General features: G+C 72.9%; 16 protein-coding genes. 2 read left to right on the top strand and 14 right to left on the bottom strand.

Going from position 1 to position 18013, the window contains the following annotated elements:
• Positions 1-38: 38 nt before the first annotated feature.
• Genes LZG04_RS27365 through fabG form a run of 8 tightly spaced genes read right to left on the bottom strand, consistent with a single transcriptional unit; the run spans position 39 to position 7850 of the window.
• The gene (locus tag LZG04_RS27365) at positions 39-920 is read right to left on the bottom strand and encodes an alpha/beta fold hydrolase (protein WP_233822097.1); all 882 of its coding nucleotides are present in this window, start codon (positions 918-920) and stop codon (positions 39-41) included.
• Positions 917-2167 carry an NAD(P)/FAD-dependent oxidoreductase gene (locus LZG04_RS27370; RefSeq protein ID WP_233822099.1) on the bottom strand — a complete coding sequence of 417 codons (1251 nt, stop codon included), beginning with the start codon at positions 2165-2167 and terminating at the stop codon, positions 917-919. Before LZG04_RS27370 ends, LZG04_RS27365 begins: the two co-directional genes overlap by 4 nt.
• Positions 2164-2892, bottom strand: coding sequence for a nitroreductase family protein (locus tag LZG04_RS27375; RefSeq protein ID WP_233822101.1), 729 nt, complete (start codon positions 2890-2892; stop codon positions 2164-2166). The genes LZG04_RS27370 and LZG04_RS27375 overlap by 4 nt, the downstream gene beginning before the upstream one ends.
• Entirely contained in the window at positions 2889-5156 is a 2268-nt protein-coding gene (locus LZG04_RS27380; RefSeq protein WP_233822103.1) for a beta-ketoacyl-[acyl-carrier-protein] synthase family protein, read from the bottom strand. The genes LZG04_RS27375 and LZG04_RS27380 overlap by 4 nt, the downstream gene beginning before the upstream one ends.
• Before the next feature lie 45 nt (positions 5157-5201).
• Positions 5202-6275, bottom strand: a complete 1074-nt coding sequence (locus tag LZG04_RS27385; RefSeq protein ID WP_233822105.1) for an aminomethyltransferase family protein — start codon at positions 6273-6275, stop codon at positions 5202-5204.
• 7 nt (positions 6276-6282) lie between these two features.
• Positions 6283-6762: a 3-hydroxyacyl-ACP dehydratase FabZ gene (gene fabZ, locus LZG04_RS27390; protein WP_233822108.1), complete on the bottom strand. Its 480-nt coding sequence runs from the start codon at positions 6760-6762 to the stop codon at positions 6283-6285.
• Entirely contained in the window at positions 6759-7064 is a 306-nt protein-coding gene (locus LZG04_RS27395; RefSeq protein WP_141977629.1) for an acyl carrier protein, read from the bottom strand. Before LZG04_RS27395 ends, fabZ begins: the two co-directional genes overlap by 4 nt.
• Positions 7065-7103: 39 nt before the next feature.
• A complete protein-coding gene (gene fabG, locus LZG04_RS27400; protein ID WP_233822110.1) occupies positions 7104-7850 on the bottom strand; it encodes a 3-oxoacyl-ACP reductase FabG in 747 nt (248 codons plus the stop codon).
• 142 nt (positions 7851-7992) lie between these two features.
• On the opposite strand from fabG, the gene LZG04_RS27405 reads away from it, so the two are divergent.
• On the top strand, positions 7993-9603 hold the full coding sequence (locus tag LZG04_RS27405; protein ID WP_233822112.1) for an FAD-dependent monooxygenase: 1611 nt from the start codon (positions 7993-7995) through the stop codon (positions 9601-9603).
• Between the two features lie 57 nt (positions 9604-9660).
• Here the strand turns inward: LZG04_RS27405 and LZG04_RS27410 are convergent, their stop codons facing one another.
• Together LZG04_RS27410 and LZG04_RS27415 are read right to left on the bottom strand one after the other, a co-directional pair.
• The gene (locus tag LZG04_RS27410) at positions 9661-11139 is read right to left on the bottom strand and encodes an AfsR/SARP family transcriptional regulator (protein WP_233822114.1); all 1479 of its coding nucleotides are present in this window, start codon (positions 11137-11139) and stop codon (positions 9661-9663) included.
• Positions 11136-12356: a macrolide family glycosyltransferase gene (locus LZG04_RS27415; protein WP_233822116.1), complete on the bottom strand. Its 1221-nt coding sequence runs from the start codon at positions 12354-12356 to the stop codon at positions 11136-11138. Before LZG04_RS27415 ends, LZG04_RS27410 begins: the two co-directional genes overlap by 4 nt.
• 258 nt (positions 12357-12614) lie before the next feature.
• Here LZG04_RS27415 and LZG04_RS27420 point away from each other — a divergent pair, with 258 nt between their 5' ends.
• Positions 12615-13724 (top strand): DegT/DnrJ/EryC1/StrS aminotransferase family protein, encoded by a 1110-nt coding sequence (locus LZG04_RS27420; protein ID WP_233822316.1) that lies wholly within the window; start codon positions 12615-12617, stop codon positions 13722-13724.
• Between the two features lie 29 nt (positions 13725-13753).
• Here the strand turns inward: LZG04_RS27420 and LZG04_RS27425 are convergent, their stop codons facing one another.
• The 4 genes from LZG04_RS27425 to LZG04_RS27440 form a co-directional block, all read right to left on the bottom strand.
• A complete protein-coding gene (locus LZG04_RS27425) occupies positions 13754-15148 on the bottom strand; it encodes an NDP-hexose 2,3-dehydratase family protein (protein ID WP_308199346.1) in 1395 nt (464 codons plus the stop codon).
• A 19-nt stretch (positions 15149-15167) separates the two neighbouring features.
• Complete coding sequence (locus tag LZG04_RS27430) at positions 15168-15734, bottom strand: dTDP-4-dehydrorhamnose 3,5-epimerase family protein (protein ID WP_233822119.1); 567 nt, start codon at positions 15732-15734, stop codon at positions 15168-15170.
• Between the two features lie 74 nt (positions 15735-15808).
• Positions 15809-16771, bottom strand: a complete 963-nt coding sequence (locus LZG04_RS27435; RefSeq protein ID WP_233822122.1) for an NAD(P)-dependent oxidoreductase — start codon at positions 16769-16771, stop codon at positions 15809-15811.
• Between the two features lie 11 nt (positions 16772-16782).
• Positions 16783-18009 (bottom strand): class I SAM-dependent methyltransferase, encoded by a 1227-nt coding sequence (locus LZG04_RS27440; protein ID WP_233822124.1) that lies wholly within the window; start codon positions 18007-18009, stop codon positions 16783-16785.
• Between the last annotated feature and the right edge of the window lie 4 nt (positions 18010-18013).

Genomic DNA, 18013 nt, shown 5'->3' on the forward strand with positions numbered 1-18013 from the left:
CAGTCTCCTGCGTGCCTTGCCGACGAGCCGGGCGCCGACTAGAGCCGGCGCCGCCGGGTGGGCACCGCCGCGGCCTTCTCGGTGCCCAGGAAGCCCAGCAGCAGCTTGGTGACGATCTCCGGCTGGTCCAGCGGGATCCAGTGGCTGGCGTCTTCGACGCGCTCGTAGCGCCACGAGCCCTTGACGAACTTCACCGAGCCCGTCATGCCCTCTTCGAGCAGCGCCTTGTCCCCGGTGGACCAGATGCCGAGGGTGGGCGCGAGCACGGGCGGGAAGTTGCCCTCCACGCGCAGCTCGGCCTCGGGCGAGCGGTTGGCCCGGTACCAGTTCAGCGCCGCGGTGAGCGCGCCCGGCTTGGCCAGCTCGCGCGGGTAGCGCTGGTGGTCGCCCTCGCCGCCCATGATCTCCTTGAACAGCCGCCACCCGTTGCGCCGCAGCAACTGCTCGCTCACGCCGGGGAACTGGTAGAAGAGCATGTACCAGCTCGCCTTGCGCTGCTCGATCGACGGCGTGCTGAACACGCCGGGGTGGCCGACCGACAGCACGGCGAGGTGGTCGACGCGGCGCGGCATCAGGAACGCGTACATCCACGCGATGGCGGCGCCCCAGTCGTGCCCGACGATGTGCGCCTTGGGGATGCCGAGGTGCTGCGTCAGGGCGACGACGTCGTTGACGATCGTGCGCATGTCGTAGGCCTCGACCTCCTGCGGCTTGCTCGACTCGCCGAAACCGCGCAGGTCGGGCGCGATGACGCGGAAGCCCGCCTCCACCAGGGGGTCGATCTGGTGCCGCCACAGGTAGTGCGAGTCGGGGAAGCCGTGCAGCAGCACGACCGGGTCGCCCTCGCCCTTGTCCACGTAGGCGATGTCGACGCCGTTGACGTGCGCCGACCCGGTCAGCAGGGTGTCCTTGACGCTCATGCCCTCTCCCTGAACAGCCTCTCGGCGAAGAACTCGCTGAACCCGAACTCCGGCACGTCCTCCGGCGGGACCATGTTGAGCAGGCCGGTCACCGACGCGGCGAAGTTCTCGGCCATCAACTCGCGCGCCCGGCGGCGCCGCTCGGCGGCGGCGGGCCCGAACTCGCAGTGCAGCTTGGCGATGATGCCCGCGCCGAAGTGCAGCCGGTCCATCCGGAACTTCCGCTCGGCCAGGTAGCCCGCGAAGGCCGCGGGCGACCAGTCGTCGCCGCCGGTCAGCACCTCGCACACGGCTCGGGTGTCGCGCAGGCTGCACGACAGGCCGGTGCCGAGCACGGTGTCGGCGTTGCCCGCCTCGTCCCCGACGAGCACCACGCCGTCCAGGACGATCGGCTGCTCGGGGAACATCGCCACCGACGGCCACAGCTTGAGCGGCCCGATCGCCTTCGCGGCGCCGTACACGGCCTTGCCGCGGTCGGGCAGGGACGCCAGCTCGAAGTCGGCGATGAACCGCTTCTCACCCTCCGGGCCCTGGTAGAGCTTCCGGTTGGCGGTCGGGAAGTTGATGTAGAGCCGGGCGTTGCCGTCGCCCTGCGGGAACACCATGAACATCTTCTCGTCCTCGGTGCCCATCGCCTGCACGTCCATCGGCCAGTCGTCCAGGCCGGTGACCCGCAGCCCGCCGCCCCAGTGGTGCACCGAGGTCGCCATGGACACGCCGACCTGGCGGCCGACCGTGCAGCCGCGGCCGGTGGCGCCGATGACCATGCGCGGCTTGGCCAGGTGCTCCTGCCCGGCCCGGGTCCAGCGGACCTCCGGGCTGGTCCCGGCGGTGACCCGCACCCGCTGCGCGCCCATGACCACCGTCGCGCCGTTGTCCTCGGCCTGCTCGGCCATCAACGCGCAGACCTCGTGGTGCGGGAACGACATGGGGCCGCCGACACCGGGCACGAACCGCGTCATGTCCACGGTCTCCGCCTCGGCCGGGTCGACCGTCTCGTCCCACTGCGTCCACTCGCGGATCTCCCACGCGCCGCCGAGGCCGAACGCGTCCTCCACGCCCAACCTCTGCGCCTCGCGCAGGCCCCACGGCGCGATCCACTCGCCGCGCACGATGTCCTGGTAGGTCTCCTGCTTCTCCAGCAGCACCACGGACAGGCCGTTCAGCGCGAGGTTGGCCGCGGCGGACGCGCCCGCGATGCCGCCGCCCACCACGACGACGTCGATCCCGGTGTGCTCGACGGTCATGCCTGCCACCTCTCCCAGGACGTGCGCTCCTTGGCCGAAACCCGCTTGGCGGGCCGGAAATCCGTGCCGATCGTGTAGGCGACCGGCACCAGGCAGATCTGGGTGACACCGGCGGGGATGCCGAGCAGCTCACCGACCTGCCGCTCGAACGGCAGGTGCATGCACGTGATCGTGCTGCCGAGGCCGCGGCTGCGCAGGGCCAGCTGGAACGACCAGACGGCGGGGAAGATCGAGCCGTAGAAGTTGCTGGCCCGCATGGCCCCGATCCGCACGCCCTCCTGCCAGGTGCCGAGGTTGCGGGTGCCGGTCGCGCCGAGCCACTCCGCGTCGATCGCGCCGATGTCCGGCGGCCGGCCGAGCACGCACGGGATCACCAGCGCGGGCACCCTGGCGATGGTCTCGGCCAGCGTGGCGGCGGAGGCGTTGTTCTTCCTGGCCTGCGGGCTGTTGCGCCGGCGCCCGGACCGCGTCCACACCTCTTTCTGGTGGAACTGCCAGGAGATGTCGAACAGCTCCGCGAACCGGTCCTTCACCGCCTGCTCGGTGATCACGACCCAGCGCCAGTTCTGCTGGTCGTTCGCGGTCGGCGCCTGGACGGCGACCTCCAGCGCCTCCTCGATCACCTCGCGCGGCACGGGCCGGTCGAGGTCGAGCCGGCGGCGCACCGACCGGGTGGTGGTGAGCAACCGGTCGGTCTCCAGCACGTCGAAGGGCGTACCGGTCATACCGCACCCAGCAGGGTTCCGCCGCGCACCGAGCCGGGCGCGGCGCTGAGCACGAGGGCCTTGGCCGGCGCGGACGGCAGCTCCGGCTTGGTGACGTAGGACTCGACCGCGCCGGCACGAGGGCTGCTCAGCCCTGCGATGGCCGGTGCGACGCCGTCGCGCAGGGCGAGCGCGGCCAGGGCCAGGTTCAGCGCGCCGGTGGCCGCGCCCGCGTCACCGGTCAGGCCCGCGGTGGCGGTGAGCCGGGCGGACGGGACGGCGTCGAGCACCGCGCCCGCCTCCGCCTCGTCGGTCGCGCCGCCGGTGGCCGCACCGACCACCAGGTCCACGCCTTCGGTGGGGAGCGCGGCGATGGCGCGCTGCACCAGGGACCGCTCGTCGCCCGCTCCCGCGCCCGCGTGGGCGCTGCCCAGCACCCGCGCGTACGGGGTCGCGCCCCGGGCGGCGGCGTGCGCGGCGGACTCGACCACCAGGGCCACCGACGCGGACGCGGACGCCTCGCCCGAGTCCCGGTCGTAGGGGTTGACCTGCGCGCCGTCGCCGGGCCTCGACGCCTCGTCGGCGGCGACCACGATCACCACGTCCGCCTTGCCCGCGCGGATGGTCTCCACCGCGCAGTCCAATGCGATGGATGCCGACGCGTTGCCGTTGCAGATGGTGGTGGTCGGGCCGCGCAGGCCCAACGTCTGGCAGACCGCGCCGCCGGTGGCGTTGAGCACCACGTTGGAGAAGCTGAGCACCGCGGGCTTGTTCGGGTTCGCCAGCACGCTCTCGTCGAACCCGTCGGTGCTCTCCACCGAGCCCGCCGCGGTGGCGAAGATGACGCCCACGTTGTCCAGGGCGGCGCGGGGCAGCTTCAGCCCGGCGTCCTCCCAGGCGAGCCGGGAAGCCGCGATCGCCATGCGGGACAGGTTGTTCATGTGCCGCCACAACGAGCGCGGCGCGAACGTGCGGCCCTCCAGGGACGGCTCCGCGCCGACCGCGGTGCGGCCGTTGGCGACCGCCTCGGCGACCTCGGCGATGCCGGTGCCCAGGCCGGTGACCGGTCCGAGGCCGGTGAGGACGACCTCGGTGGCGGGCAGCTCGTCGTACTCGCGCGGCCCGCCGGGGCGGCGCAGCACGAGCGAGGCGTTGTTGCCGCCGAACGCGTAGTTGTTGGACACCACGACGTCCATGTCCAGCGCACGCGCGGTGTTCGGCACGAAGTCCAAAGTGGACTGCGCGATCGCCTCTTCGGTGAACCCGATGGTGGGCGGCGCGGTCGCGGTGCGCAGGGCCAGCACGCTGGCCACCGCCTCGACCGCGCCCGCCGCGCCCAGCGTGTGCCCGATGAAGCTCTTGATGCTGCTGGTCGGCACCTGCGGCGCCCGCTCGCCGAACACGGCGCGCATGACCTTCTTCTCCATGGCGTCGTTGGCGGGCGTGCCGGTGCCGTGCCCGTTGACGTAGTCCACGGCGTCGGCGTCCAGACCGGCGTCGGCCAGCGCCCGGCGCATGGCCGTGGCACCGCCGCGACCGGTCGGGTCCGGCGCGGTGGCGTGGTAGGCGTCGGCGGACAGGCCGTAGCCCGCGACCTCGGCCAACGGCTCCGCACCCCGGGCCAGCGCGTGGTCCAGCGCCTCCACGACCAGGAACGCGGCACCCTCGCCGAGGTTCAGGCCGTCCGAGCGGCTGTAGGGGCCGCACGGTCGGGGGCTGAGGGCCTGAAGGCCCGCGAAACCCGCGTAGGTGCCGAACAACAGGGGGTCGACGCCGCCGGCGAGCACCACGTCCGCGTCACCGGTGAGGATCTTGTCCTTGGCCAGGCCGACCGCGTTGCCGCCCGCCGCGCACGCGGTCGAGACCAGGATGCGCGGGCCGGCCAGGCCCAGCTTGCCGGCGACGACGTCACCGGTGGCGTGCATGGGCTGGTAGCCGCCCGCCGCGGTCGGAGTGGCCTGGCACTTGCCGAGGACCAGCCCGAACCGCTCGGCGGGCAGGTCCGCGGCCGTGCCCAGCCCGGCCTGGGCGACCGCCTGCCGGGCCGCGACGAGGGCCAGCCGGGCGGTGCGGTCCAGCCCCGTGTCCTCAGCCGGCAGTTGCGCGTCGATCCACTCGTCGGGCACCTGGCCCGCGAACCTGGCCTCGAACGCGGCGAACCGCTCGTCGTCCACGGCGGTGATGCCGCCCCCGCCCGTGGTGAGCCGCGCCCAGAACTCCTCCGGGTCCCGACCGACCGCGCAGATCACCCCGACCCCGGTGATGACCACTGGCCGCAGCGCCATGCTTGCTCCTCCTCGCGACCCCGGGCGACCGCCCGGGTGACCAGATCAGATGATCGGGGTGCTCCAGCTCTTGGGCGTGACGTACGGGCTGGTCAGCGTGGTGACCTCGGTGTCGCCGACGGTGACCTTGAGCCCGGCGGCGGCCAGGTCCGGCGGCAGCCGCAGCAGGCCGAGGGCGGACTTCAGCCCGACGCTGTGCACGGCGTGCACGACCTCGCCGATCTTCTCCCCGCCCACGGTGACCGGCGTGCCCGGCTCGGGCACCTCGGTGCCGCCGGAGAAACCGACCGTGCGGCGCTCGGCCGTGCCCTCGAAGGCGGCCACCACGGCGTCACGCCCGACGAACTCGTCCTTGGTGATGTCCACCAGCCAGCCCGCGCCCATCTCCAGCACGTCGACGCCCTCGCCCGCCTCGTGGCGCACGACCGGCTGCCGCACTTCCAGCATCGCCAGCTCCACGGCCTCCTGGCCGGCGGGCACGGCCTGCTCCAGGGCCTTGGTCCACAGCCGCTCGGCCGACTCGCGCGGCACCAGCACCTTGTAGCCGTACTCGCCCGTCACGCCGGTGCGGGCGAAGAGGATGTCGACGCCGTCCCACTGGCTGTCCACGACGGACTCGAACGGCAGGGCGGCCAGCTCACCGTCGATCAGCCGGCCGACCACGCCCCACGCGTAGGGGCCCTCCAGGCCGAAGAGGGCGTGCTCGGCGGTGCGGTCGGTGATCTCCACGCCGGGCTCGGCGTGCGCGCGCAGGTGCTCCAGCAGCCGGGTGCCCGCGCCGGTGGAGGACTCCAGCAGCAGGCCGTCCTCCCGACCCCACACCACGACCTGGTCCACGACGGTGCCGTCCTCGGCGAGCACCAGGCTCGTCATGCAGCGCTCGGCGGTCAGGTACTCCACGTCGCGCGCCAGCACCTTCTGCGCGAAGTCGGTGGCGCCGCCGCCGGACAGCTCGATGATCCGCTCGCCGGACAGGTCCAGCAGGGCGGCCCGCTCCCGGATCGCCTCGTACTCGGCGTCGAGCGTGCTGAACCGCAGCGCGACCTCGGCGTCCAGCACCGTGCCGTACACGGCGCCGTCGGGGTGCGCGGCCTTCACCGGCGACGTCAGGGATTCCATTGTCGTGTCAAACCTTTCCGGTAGGGCTGGTGGCTGCCGGGTCCGCGATGGTGATGGTGCCCTCGGCGGCGACCTGGCCGTCGACCCTGGCGCTCACCTTGAACTCGCTGAAACCGCGGCCTCCCGCCGTGCGGTCGGCGGTGAGGACGAGCTGGTCCCCCGGCACGATGGGACGGCGGAACCGCATCGCCCGCACGCCCGCGAGGTAGCCGATCGGCCCCGCGCCGGCGAGGGCGAACACCACGCCGGCCAACTGGGCCATCGCCTCGACGACGATCACGCCCGGGAGCACGGCCGCGGTCGGGAAGTGCCCCTGGAACCACATCTCCGTGGCCGCGACGTTCTTGATCCCGACCGCGCCGACACCCGGCTCGACCTTCTCGACCCGGTCGATCAGCAGGAAGGGCCAGCGGTGCGGCAGGATCTCCCGGAGCTGGTCGTTGCTCAGCGACGTCCCCGCTCGCACGGGCTCCCGGGTCGCGGTCATGCCGAACCGGTCGGCGCCTGCTCGACGAGGGCCGGGTTCACGTGGTCGGCCAGGCGCGACACCGAACCGAACACCGACATGTCGCTGTCGTAGAGGGCGACGCCGAACTCGGCCTCGATCGCCACGTACAGCTCCAGCACGTCGAGGCTGTCCAACTCCAGGCCGCGGCCGAACAGCGGCTGGTCGTCGGTGATCCACGCGGGCTCGATGGGCAGGTCGAGCCGCGAGACGATCATCTTCTTGATCTGGGCGCACGTGTCGTGCCGGGCGGCCGCCGTGGCGCGCAGTTCGTCGAGGTTCACGCTTGTCCTTCCGTCCGCTGGGTGCTCCGGCTCGATGGGTCAGCCGAGCCCGCCGCCGTTGGCGACGAACGTCTCGCTGGTGATGTAGGACGCCTTGTCCGAGGCCAGGAACGTGACCAGGTTCGCGATCTCCTCGGGTCGGCCCATGCGGCCGAGCCGGATGCGCGAGGCGTAGCCGTCGCGCAGCTTCGCGGGGATGACCTTGGTCATGTCGGTCTCGACGAACCCCGGTGCCACCACGTTGACGCGCACGCCGTGCGGCGCGGCCTCGTAGGACAGCGCCTTGGTGAACGCGATGATCGCGCCCTTGGACGCGACGTAGTTCGTCTGCCCGGGGAAGCCGCCGTCCAGGCCGCTCGCGGAGCTGAGGGTCACGATCGCGCCGCGCCGCTGGTGCTGCATGATGCGCATCGCCTCGCGGCAGGCCAGGAACGTGCCGTGCAGGTTGATGTCCATCGTCTCGCGGAACGTGGCGCTGCTCATCGCGACCAGGTGCCGGTCCCGCGTCACGCCCGCGCTGGTGACCAGCACGTCGAGCCTGCCGTGCTCGGAGCGCACGGAGCGGAACAGCTCGCGCACCGCGTCCTCGTCGGTCACGTCGGCCCGCACCGCGCTCGCGCTGCCACCGCTCTGCTCGACCTGCGCGACCAGCTCCTTGGCCTGTTCCTCCGAGCGCGAGTAGTTGATCACGACGTGCACGCCGTGGGCCGCCAGGTCGACCACGACGGCCCGCCCGATCCCGCGCGACCCGCCGGTGACCACGGCGACCGATCCTTCGGCGAACATGGCGCCTCCCCACGTTGTCCAAGGCTTGCCCGCTGCGCACGCCGTCGTTCGGCACAAAGCTACTGACCTGCGACTTCAGTGCTCTATCACTTCGATATCCGTCGCCTTGACGTCCCCGCGGCGGTGTCGCAGGCTCATGCCCATGGCTGATCTCGAGGTCGACGTCCTGATCGTGGGTGGTGGCCCGGTCGGCCTCGCCGCGTCGATCGAGTGCTCCCGGCACGGGCTGACGTCGTTGCTGGTGGAGCGGCACGCCGGGACGTCGATCTTCCCCAAGGCACGCCTGGTGTCGACCCGCACGATGGAGCTGGTGCGGTCGTGGGGGCTGGCGGCGGAGGTGGAGCGCGTCGGCCTGCCGCGCGAGGACAGCCTGGCCGTCGGCGTCGGCTCCTCGCTGACCGCCGACGACTTCCACCGCGAGGTCGCCCCCCTCGCCGAGGACGCGCCGCACAGCCCCACGTACACCTACATCTGCGCGCAGGACAAGTTCGAGGTGGTCCTGCGAGGGCTGGCCGAGAGCCTGCCCGGTGCGGACGTCAGGTTCTCCACCACGCTCACGTCCCTGGAGCAGGACGAGTCCGGTGTGGACGCGGTGGTCGAGTCGGCGTCCGGCCGCGTCGGCGTCCGCGCCCGTTACGCCATCGCGGCCGACGGCGGGCGCAGCACCGTGCGCGAGCGGCTCGGCATCGGCGTCGAGGGCCCGCCACCGCTCGGGCACATGATCAGCATCATGTTCGACGCCGACCTGGTGCCGCTGCTGACCGACCGGATGTGCGCGCTGTACTTCATCCGCAGCGCGATCCCCTGCGCGGTGGAGGCGGTGGACAACCAGCGGCGCTGGATCATCCAGACCGGCTACGACCCGGACGAGGGCGGCAGCGAAGCCGATTTCACGCCCGAGTTCTGCGTGCGGGTGGTGCGCGAGGCCGTCGGCGTGCCGGACCTGGACGTCGAGCTGGTCGGCGTGATGCCGTGGCTGCAACAGGCGGTGACCGCGACGAGCTTCCGCTCGGGTCGGGTGTTCCTGGCGGGCGACTCGGCGCACGTGTCGACGCCCCAGGGCGGGTTCGGGATGAACTGCGGCATCCAGGACGCGCACAACCTGGTGTGGAAGCTGGCGGCGGTGCTGGCGGGCACGGCCGGCGAGGCCCTGCTCGACACCTACGACGCCGAACGCCACCCGATCGGCGAGCGCACCGTCGGCGAGAGCCTCGCCAACGCCTTCATCACGTTCCAGATGATGGAGGGCAAGTTGTCCATGAAGGAGGCCATCGCGCAGCAGGCGGGCCGGCGCAGCTGCGAGGGCTTGGTCCTCGGCTTCCACTACGACTCGGCCGCCGTCGTGCCGGACGGCACCGACGCCCCGGCGGTCGAGGACCCCTACCGGACCTACGTCCCCACCGCGCGACCGGGCCACCGCGCGCCGCACGTGCCGCTGACCCGCGGCGCGGAGACGCTGTCCACTTTGGACCTGTTCGGTGCGGGTCTGGTCCTGCTCACCCCGGCGGGCAGCGGCTGGGCGCAGGCGGCGAAGGAGGTCGCCGCCCGGACCGGCGCGGCGATCACGGCGGTCGAGGTGTCGACCGATGGTTCGACCGCGGTGGTGTCCCCGGTGTGGGCGTCGGCCTACGGCGTGGGTGAGGTGGGCGCGGTGCTGGTGCGGCCGGACGGTCACGTGGCCTGGCGCAGCACCGCCGCCGCGTCGGTGGACGCGCTGTCGGCGGCCGTCGACACCGTTCTCGCACGTGGTTGACCGGCCCACCACGGCGTGCACCGGTCAAGCGGGAACGCGGTCGGGCCGGTGTGCCGGTCAGGCGGGCACGCCGGTCAGCCATCGGCGGTCCGGGCGGTGCGGTGCGGACCGGACGCCCGCCGCCGCGCGGCGCAGCGGCAGTGGGAAGCCGTCGGCCGAGCCGACGATCCTGCTCGCCTCACCGCGTTCCTCGGCCACCCAGTCGCGCCCGAGCAGCATGGTCAGCAGCTCCCACGACTCCTCCGGCCTCAGCGGCTCCAGGAACGCCCGGTGCGCGCCGTGCCGGGCGACCAGCTCGTCCATCGGGTGCCGGCTGGTGACGATGACCCGGGTGTGCGCACCGCTGGGCAGCAGCGGCCGGACCTGGGCGTGGTCCACCGCGCCGTCCAGCACCACCAGCACGCGCTTGCGCGACACCGTGCTGCGGTACAGCGCCACCTTCTCGCCCGGGTCGTCCGGGATCGACGACGCGGGCACGCCGAGCGCCCGCAGGAACCGGTCCAGCAGCACGGCCGGCGGTACCGGGCGGTCGAAGTCGTCCACCAGGTCGGCGTGCAGCTGCCCGTCCGGGAACCGGTCCAGGCGGTGGTGCGCCCAGCGCAGCGCCAGCGCCGTCTTGCCCACCTCACCCGGACCCGACAGCACGACCGCGCCGGGCACGTCCGGGCCGGTCGCGAGGGCGGCGTCCAGCTCGGCCAGCTCGGCCGACCGACCGGCGAACGGCAGCACCTGGCGCGGCAACTGCGACGGCGCCACCGCCGCCACCTCGACGCGGGCCGGTGCCGCCAGCAGCGCCGGCGCGTCGCGCAGGATCTGCTCGTGCAGCTCCCGCAGCTCCGGGCCGGGCTCCAGGCCGATCTGCTCGACCAGCACCCGCCGCGCGTCCTGGTAGGTGCGCAGCGCGTCGGCCCGCCGACCCGACCGGTACTGGGCCAGCATCAGCTGTGCCCGCGCCCGCTCGCGCAACGGGTGCTCCGCCACCACGGCGGCCAGGTCCTTGCCGACCCGGTGGTGCAGCCCGAGCCTCAGCTCCAGCTCGGCGCACGCCTCCACCGCGTCCAACCGCGCGGACTGCAACGACACCGCTTCCGCGCGCAGACCGGGCAGGTCCTCGAACGGCACGCCGCGCCACAACCCCAGCGCCTCGCGGTACGACGCCACCGCGCCCGCCGCGTCACCACCCGCCGCGCGCGATCGGGCCCGGCCGATGAGCGCGTTGAACCGCGACCAGTCCACGGCGCCCTCGTCCAGCCGCGCCACGTAGCCGGGGCTCGCGGTGCCGATGGCGCGACCCGACTCGCCGAGGGCCCGCCGCAGCCGCGACACGCAGATCGCGATCTGGCCGCGCGCGCTGGCCGGCGGGTCGCCGTGCCACACCGCCTCGATGAGCCGGTCCACGCTGACCACGCGGTTGGCGTCGAACAGCAGCCGCGCCAGCACCGCGCGCTCGCGGGGGCCGCCCACGCGCTTCTCCACCCCTTCGCGCAGGACTCGGATCGGGCCGAGCACGCCGAACTCGGTCGCGGCGGCGGTCAACGCGACCGCGCCAGGTGCTGCTCGACCTCGTCGGCGGCGCGCACCGTGCCGCCCGACTCCGCGACGGCCTTGCGCATCAGCTCCGACCGGACCGCGGTCTCCTCGTCGCCCAGCACCGACGTGATCGCGTCGACCAGCGTCGCGGGCGTGAGGTCGGCGGGGTCGAGCACGGTGCCCAGGCCCAGCTCGCGGACCCGCCACCCGGTGGGCCGGTCCAGCGCGGAACCCGGCACGCACACCATCGGCGTGCCCGACCGCAGCGCCTCCATCACGGTGCCCATGCCGGCGTGGGTGACGCACAGGGACGCGTGCTCCAGCACGGCCACGTGCGGCACGAAGTCGTGCACCTCGACGTTGGGCGGCAGGTCGCCGAGCGCGGCGCGGTCCACCCCGCCGCCGGTGGTCATCACCGCGTGCCAGGGTCGGCCGCGGAACGCCTCGACGCAGGTGCGGAAGAAGCCCTCGTCCTGGTTGAACACCGCCCCGAGCGACACCAGCACCACGGGCAGGTCGTCGGCGGGCGGTGTCCACGTGCCGAGGAAGCTGCGGTCGCCGACGCACGGCCCGACGAACGCGAACCGCTCGTCGAAGGTCTCACCCGCGTACTGGAACTCGCGCGGCACGGTGACCAGGCTCAGCGGCGGAACCTCGAACCACACCTCGTGCGGCGCGGCGGCCACCCCGTAGCGGGCGCAGAGCGCGCCGATGCGCGCCATCGTGGCGCCGACCCACTCGGGCATCTCCTTGGGCCGCTGCGCCGCGGGCCGCTCGGCGGCGTCGGACTCGGGGTTGTACATGGCGTTGAGGAAGGAGAAGTGCTCGTTGGACGCGAACACCGGGATCACCTGCGCGGCGGGCAGGTCCCAGTGCCGGGCCAGCACCCGTGCCGCGTAGAGCACCGAGGTGTCGTAGACCAGGCAGTCCGGTCGGTCGCCGTCCAGCTCGGCCGTCGCGGTGGCGAGCATAACCTCGCTCTCGTCGAGCAGCACGCCCATGAGGTAGCCGGGGTCGTTGGCCACGAGGGCGAAATCGGCGTCGCGGTACCGGGACGGGTAGGTCACGACGGTGGCGCCGGCCTCGGCGGCGATCTCCGCCATGCTCGGCGCGGTCAGGTAGGTGACCCGGTGCCCGCGCGCGGCCAGTTCGGTGACCACCGCGAGGTTCGGGATGACGTGTCCGTGGTCCGGGTGGCACATGAACAGGAAATGCCGCGACATTCGTCGTCCTCGCCCCAATGGATGTGCTGGAATCCGGCGACCCCGCCGGGAGCGTGGTCACCGTAAAGCACCCGGAAGCGGCCTGGACACCCCTATTCCCCTTCTTCCCCGACCGCTCTGCGCCCGCGCGAACGGACCAGCCGCCGTACACCCCTGTGGCTCGCACCGGCCACCCTGACCTGCAGGTTAGGGGTTACCCCCTAGCCGGGGGCCAGACCTAGGCTGGATGGGATGCCGACCACCGCGAAAGGGCTGCCGATGGCCACGCTCGTCTGGGACTACTCGCGCGAATACGAATCGGAGCGCAAGGACATACTCGACGCGGTGGAGACCGTGTTCTCCTCCGGCAGGCTCGTCCTCGGGCCGAGCGTGTCGTCCTTCGAGGCGGAGTTCGCCGACTACCACGGCGTCGCCCATTGCGTCGGCGTGGACAACGGCACGAACGCGATCCGACTGGCCCTCCAGGCGCTCGGCGTCGGCCGCGGCGACGAGGTGGTCACCGTGTCCAACACCGCCGCCCCGACCGTGCTGGCGATCGACGCCGTCGGCGCCACGCCGGTGTTCGTCGACGTGGACCCGGACACCTACCTGATGGACGTCACGCAGGTCGAGTCGGTGATCACACCGCGGACCAAGGCCCTGCTGCCCGTGCACCTGTACGGCCAGTGCGTGGACATGGAGCCGCTGCGGGCGCTGGCCCGGCGGCACGGCTTGCTGGTGCTGGAAGACTGCGCCCAGGCGCACGGCGCGCGCCACCACGGCCGGGTGGCCGGGTCGATGGGCGACGCCGCCGCGTTCTCCTTCTACCCCACCAAGGTGCTCGGCGCCTACGGTGACGGCGGCGCGACGATCACCAACGACCCGGTGGTGGACGCGAACCTGCGCCGCCACCGCTACTACGGCATGGAGAAGACCTACTACGTCGTGGAGACGCCCGGCCACAACTGCCGGCTCGACGAGGTGCAGGCGGAGATCCTGCGCCGCAAGCTCGTCCGCCTGGACGACTACGTCGCGGCGCGGCAGGCGGTGGCCGCGCGGTACGCGGAGGCGTTGTCGGACACCGACCTGGTGCTGCCCACCACCGCACCGGGCAACACGCACGTGCACTACGTGTACGTGGTGCGCCACCCGCGTCGCGACGACATCCTGGAACGCTTGAAGGCGCACGACATCCACCTGAACATCAGCTATCCGTGGCCGGTGCACACCATGACCGGGTTCGCGCACCTGGGCTACGCCGAGGGCAGCCTGCCGGTGACCGAGCGGGTGGCCGGCGAGATCTTCTCGCTGCCGATGTACCCGTCACTGCCCCAGGACACGCAGGAGCACGTGGTGGACGCGCTCAAGCAGGTGCTGGCGACGCTGTGACCGGGCCGGGGCGGGCGGCGACGCCCGCCTCACCCGCGGGGAACGAGGCTGCGCAGGCACAGCAGCAGGCTGCGGGCCTGGATGTTGACGTAGAAGCTGTGCTTGAGCAGCTCCTCGTACTGGTGCAGGGTCAGCCACCGGTACTCGGGGTCGTCCGGTGCGACCTCGGCGTCGGTCTCCACGACCAGGTACCGGTTGCGCGCGCCGAGGAACCGACCGCCCTCCTCCGACAGCACGGCGTCGAAGTGGATCCTGGTCGAGCCGAGCACGTCGTCGAGGAACCGGGGCCGCACCGGCAGGTGGTCGTGCGCCTCCGGCACGCACTGCACGGTGGGCGCGAGCTCGGTCACGTCGGCGTAGCCCGCCTCGGTGCGCGCGTGGGTGAGCACGTGCAGCACACCGTCGATCTGCTTGACCAGGAACGCGATCACGCCCGTGCCGCGTGGTTCGATCATCGGCTGGGACCAGGCGCCGACCTCGCGCCCGCCTGCCCGCACGTCCACGCCCACGACGGTGAAGTACCCGCCGTCGCGGTGCGCGATGACGCCGTTCTCGCGGGTCCAGTCCGGCAGCCCGGCCAACGGGCCGAGGGCGACCCGCAGGTCGGTGCGCGTGCGCACCTCGGTGATCCAGCTCAGCACGTCCCCGATGGTGTGCACGCCGGGGGTGGCCGGGTCGGCGGAGCGGACCAGGGCTTCGCTGAACGGGTCGGTCGCCGCGCCGGCCAGGGCCGCGCCGCCGCCGGGAAGGCAGGCCAGCACCGTGCGGGCGTCCATGTTCACCAGGTCCGGCACGGTCATCAGGCCGGCGATCTCACCGAGGGTGAACCAGCGGAACCCCTCGTGCACCTCGACCTCGCCGTCGACCTCGACCACCATGTTGCGGTTGCGCTTGCGGTAGAACCACGCGCCCTGCTCGGACTGCCGGATGTCCACCAGGACCCGGTGGCCGGAGGTGTCGCGGAAGTGCTCCAGGTACGGGATGGGCTTGCCCTGGTGCACTCGGGTGTAGTTGCTGCGGGTGGCCTGCACGGTCGGCGACAACTGCAGGCCGTTCGGGTTGCCCGGTTCGTGCTTGGCCTGCATGAGGCAGTGCAGCACGCCGTCGATCTCGCGCACCAGGATGCCCAGGATGCCGATCTCCGGCTGGTTGATGATCGGCTGGGACCACCGCGGCACGGGTGCGCCGGGCAGGTCGACGGCCAGCGACTCGACGCTGAAGAACCGGCCGGTGTGGTGGCGCAGGTTGCCGGTGCCCGGTTCGGTGAGCCAGCCCGCGAGGCCGTCCAGCGGCACGCGTTCGACGTGCATCCAGCTCCGCTCGGCGGTGCGGGCGAGCCAGGCGTGCGCGGCGTCGGCGTCACGGGCGGCGAGCATCGACTCGGCCAGGCGCACCTGGGTGGGACGACGGGTGGGCGCGGTCACCTGGTGTGCTCTCCTCGGCTCAGGCGGCGTGTGTCGGCAGCAGTCCGGTGCTCCGCGCGAGGGCCAGGCCCGGCGCGGCGCGGTCGCGTTCGGACAGCACGACGTCGGCCGGCACGGGCAGCGCCAGGTCCGGGTCCAGCAGGGAGACCGCCAGCTCGTCGGCGGGTTCGTAGGCGCGGGACAGCAGGTAGTGCACGGTGGAGTGGTCTTCCAGGGCGATGAACGCGTGGCCGAGTCCCGGTGGCAGGTAGACGGCGCGGAAGTCGTCGCCCGCGAGCTCGACGGAGTCCCACGCGCCGAACGTCGGCGAACCGACCCGCAGGTCCACCACGATGTCCAGCACCCGCCCGCGCGAGCAGGTCACGTACTTCGCGCAACCGGGTGCCGTGCGGGCGTAGTGCACGCCGCGGGCGACCCCGCGGCGTGACACGCTGGCGCTGGCCTGCGCCACGGCGAACAGCGGTGCGCCGACCGCCTCGGCGAACACCTCGTGCTGGAACGGGGAGACGAACAGGCCGCGGTCGTCCGGGAACACCTCGGGTTCGAACTCCCAAGCCCCACCGACCGAGAGTGCGCGGGCTTTCATCGACGACCTCCGTCTCAGGCGGTGATCAGCGTGCAGCGGCCCGGCCCGCGCGGTCAACCAGCTTAGGGGAACCCCTATCCGGGGATAGGGGTACCCGCGCGAGCACCGTCCACAGAGGACCGCACCAGGTGCGCGACGGTCCTCGACACCGCGTCGGCCAGCGGCACCCGGGGCCGCCACCCGGTGGCCCGGGTCAGGGCGGCCGGGTCGGCGACCAGGCTGCGGAAGTCCGACGCGGTGGCGTGCGGCGGTGGCGGCACCGACCGCACCGGCACGGCCGGGCGGCCGGTGTGGTCGGCGACGGTGGCGGCGATGAGCTCGAACAACGCGCGCACCGCGACCCCGGCGCCCGAGCCGACGAGCCACGCCCGACCGGCCAGCCGGTCGGCGTGCGCCACGGCCGCCGCGAACGCCTCGGCGACGTCCTCGACGAACACCAGGTCGCGTTCCATGTCACCGGCGCTCCACACGGTCAGCGGCTCGCCGGCCAACGCACGCCGTGCCATCGCGGTCACCACGCCCCGGTCCGGTGAGCCGGCGGAGGGACCGAACACGGTGGGCAGCCGCAAGGAGCAGCCCCCCGCGTCGAGCACGAGCCGTTCGGCGGCGCACTTCTGCCGGTCGTACTCCGAGTCGGGCTGGTCGGTCTCGGTGCCGTCGATCCGCTCCGGCGCACCCGACCCCACCTGCGAGGTGGAGCCGGCGAACACGACCGGTCCGCGAGCCGCGGCCACCGCCTCCGCGACGATGCCGACGTTGACCCGCGCGGCGTCGTCCGCGCCACCGTCGGCGACCCGCCAACTGCCACCGCCGGTGAACAGCACCAGCGGCAGCACCACGTCCGCGCCCGCGACCGCGGCGGCGACCGCACCGGGCTGGGTGAGGTCGGCCGCGACGACCTCGCACGGGAACGGCGGCACGCCGGGGTCGCGCGCCACCACTCGAACCCGCGCGCCCTTCGCCGCCAACCGCGCGGACACCGCGGAACCCACGAACCCCGAGCCGCCGAGCACCGCGACGACCGTGCCGGCCGGCATCCGCGGCACGGTCACACCACGTGGACGTCGGGCACGTACAGGATCCACTTGCCGCCCGCCGCGCGGAACGCCTCCTCCTTGGCCATGATCTCCTCGGCGTGGTTCCAGGCGAACAGCAGCGCGTAGCCGGGGTAGGGGTCGGCGAACGCGGCCGGCGGGCGCACCGGGATGCCCGAGCCGGGCGCCAGCCGGTGCTGCTTGGCGGGCGTGGTGTCGCTGATGAACTCGACCAGGTCCGGTCCGATGCCGCAGAGGTTGGTGACGGTGGCGCTCTTGGCGGTCGCGCCGTAGCCGACGACCCGCTCGCCCTTGGCCTTCAGGTCCTCCAGCAGCGTGCGGAGGTCGGTGCGGATCGCGTGGATCCGGTCGCCGAACCCGTCGAGGACGGCGCGGTCGTGCAGGCCGCGTGCCTCCTCCTCGGCGAGCAGGGCGGCGACGGCCTCGGAGCGGGTGCGCGCGCCGGGCAGGGCCAGGGTGTAGCGGACCTCGCCGCCGTGCACCGGCAGGCGTTCGACGTCGACCAGCTCCAAGCCGTGCCGGCGGGCCATGGCGTCCACGGAGGTGGCGCTGAACAGGAAGAAGTGCTCGTCGTAGATCTGGTCGAACGAGGTCTGCTCGACGATGTCGCCGAGGTAGGGGTCCTCGAACACGAACGCACCGCCGGGCTTGAGCAGCGCCACGATGCCGCGCAGGATCGAGTCCACGTAGGGGATGTGGCAGAACGTGTTCGCGGCGTACACGAGGTCGGCCGGGCCGTCCTGCTCGCGGATGGACAGCGCGGTGGACTCCTCGAAGAAGTCCTTGCGGACCCGCACGCCCGCCTCGGCGGCCAGGTCGGCGACCGCGCCGGACGGTTCCACGCCCAGGTGCCGCACACCCGCGTTCGCGAGGGTGCGCAACATGGTGCCGTCGTTGCAGCCGAGCTCGACCACGAACGGGTCCTCGCCCGCCAGCTCGGTGCTCAGGAACCGCTCGGCCAGGGCGCGGAAGTGCTCGCGCATCACCGCCGACCCCTGGGAGAGGTAGGGGTAGTCCTCGTGGAACATCTTCTCCCTGGGCACCTCTTCCATCAGCTGCACCATCGCGCAGTCCGCGCACGCGCCCACGGCGAGGCGGTAGGTGAACTCGACGGAGGTGTCCTCGGGTTGCCGGAACGCGTCGGACAGCGGCTGGTCACCCAGGTCGACGAACTCGGTGACCGTCCCGGCGCAGACGCGGCAGGTGGACTGGTTGGGCATTGGC

This window comes from Saccharothrix sp. S26 (genome assembly GCF_021390395.1).
Taxonomy (GTDB): domain Bacteria; phylum Actinomycetota; class Actinomycetes; order Mycobacteriales; family Pseudonocardiaceae; genus Actinosynnema.

Bases quoted from the DNA above. Each gene is read 5' to 3' on its own strand.
- fabG (WP_233822110.1), bottom strand. From the start codon at position 7,850: ATGTTCGCCGAAGGATCGGTCGCCGTGGTCACCGGCGGGTCGCGCGGG.
- LZG04_RS27435 (WP_233822122.1), bottom strand. From the start codon at position 16,771: ATGCCGGCCGGCACGGTCGTCGCGGTGCTCGGCGGCTCGGGGTTCGTG.
- LZG04_RS27370 (WP_233822099.1), bottom strand. From the start codon at position 2,167: ATGACCGTCGAGCACACCGGGATCGACGTCGTCGTGGTGGGCGGCGGC.
- LZG04_RS27375 (WP_233822101.1), bottom strand. From the start codon at position 2,892: ATGACCGGTACGCCCTTCGACGTGCTGGAGACCGACCGGTTGCTCACC.
- LZG04_RS27380 (WP_233822103.1), bottom strand. From the start codon at position 5,156: ATGGCGCTGCGGCCAGTGGTCATCACCGGGGTCGGGGTGATCTGCGCG.
- LZG04_RS27385 (WP_233822105.1), bottom strand. From the start codon at position 6,275: ATGGAATCCCTGACGTCGCCGGTGAAGGCCGCGCACCCCGACGGCGCC.
- LZG04_RS27415 (WP_233822116.1), bottom strand. From the start codon at position 12,356: ATGTCGCGGCATTTCCTGTTCATGTGCCACCCGGACCACGGACACGTC.
- LZG04_RS27430 (WP_233822119.1), bottom strand. From the start codon at position 15,734: ATGAAAGCCCGCGCACTCTCGGTCGGTGGGGCTTGGGAGTTCGAACCC.
- LZG04_RS27365 (WP_233822097.1), bottom strand. From the start codon at position 920: ATGAGCGTCAAGGACACCCTGCTGACCGGGTCGGCGCACGTCAACGGC.
- LZG04_RS27420 (WP_233822316.1), top strand. From the start codon at position 12,615: ATGGCCACGCTCGTCTGGGACTACTCGCGCGAATACGAATCGGAGCGC.
- LZG04_RS27405 (WP_233822112.1), top strand. From the start codon at position 7,993: ATGGCTGATCTCGAGGTCGACGTCCTGATCGTGGGTGGTGGCCCGGTC.
- LZG04_RS27440 (WP_233822124.1), bottom strand. From the start codon at position 18,009: ATGCCCAACCAGTCCACCTGCCGCGTCTGCGCCGGGACGGTCACCGAG.
- fabZ (WP_233822108.1), bottom strand. From the start codon at position 6,762: ATGACCGCGACCCGGGAGCCCGTGCGAGCGGGGACGTCGCTGAGCAAC.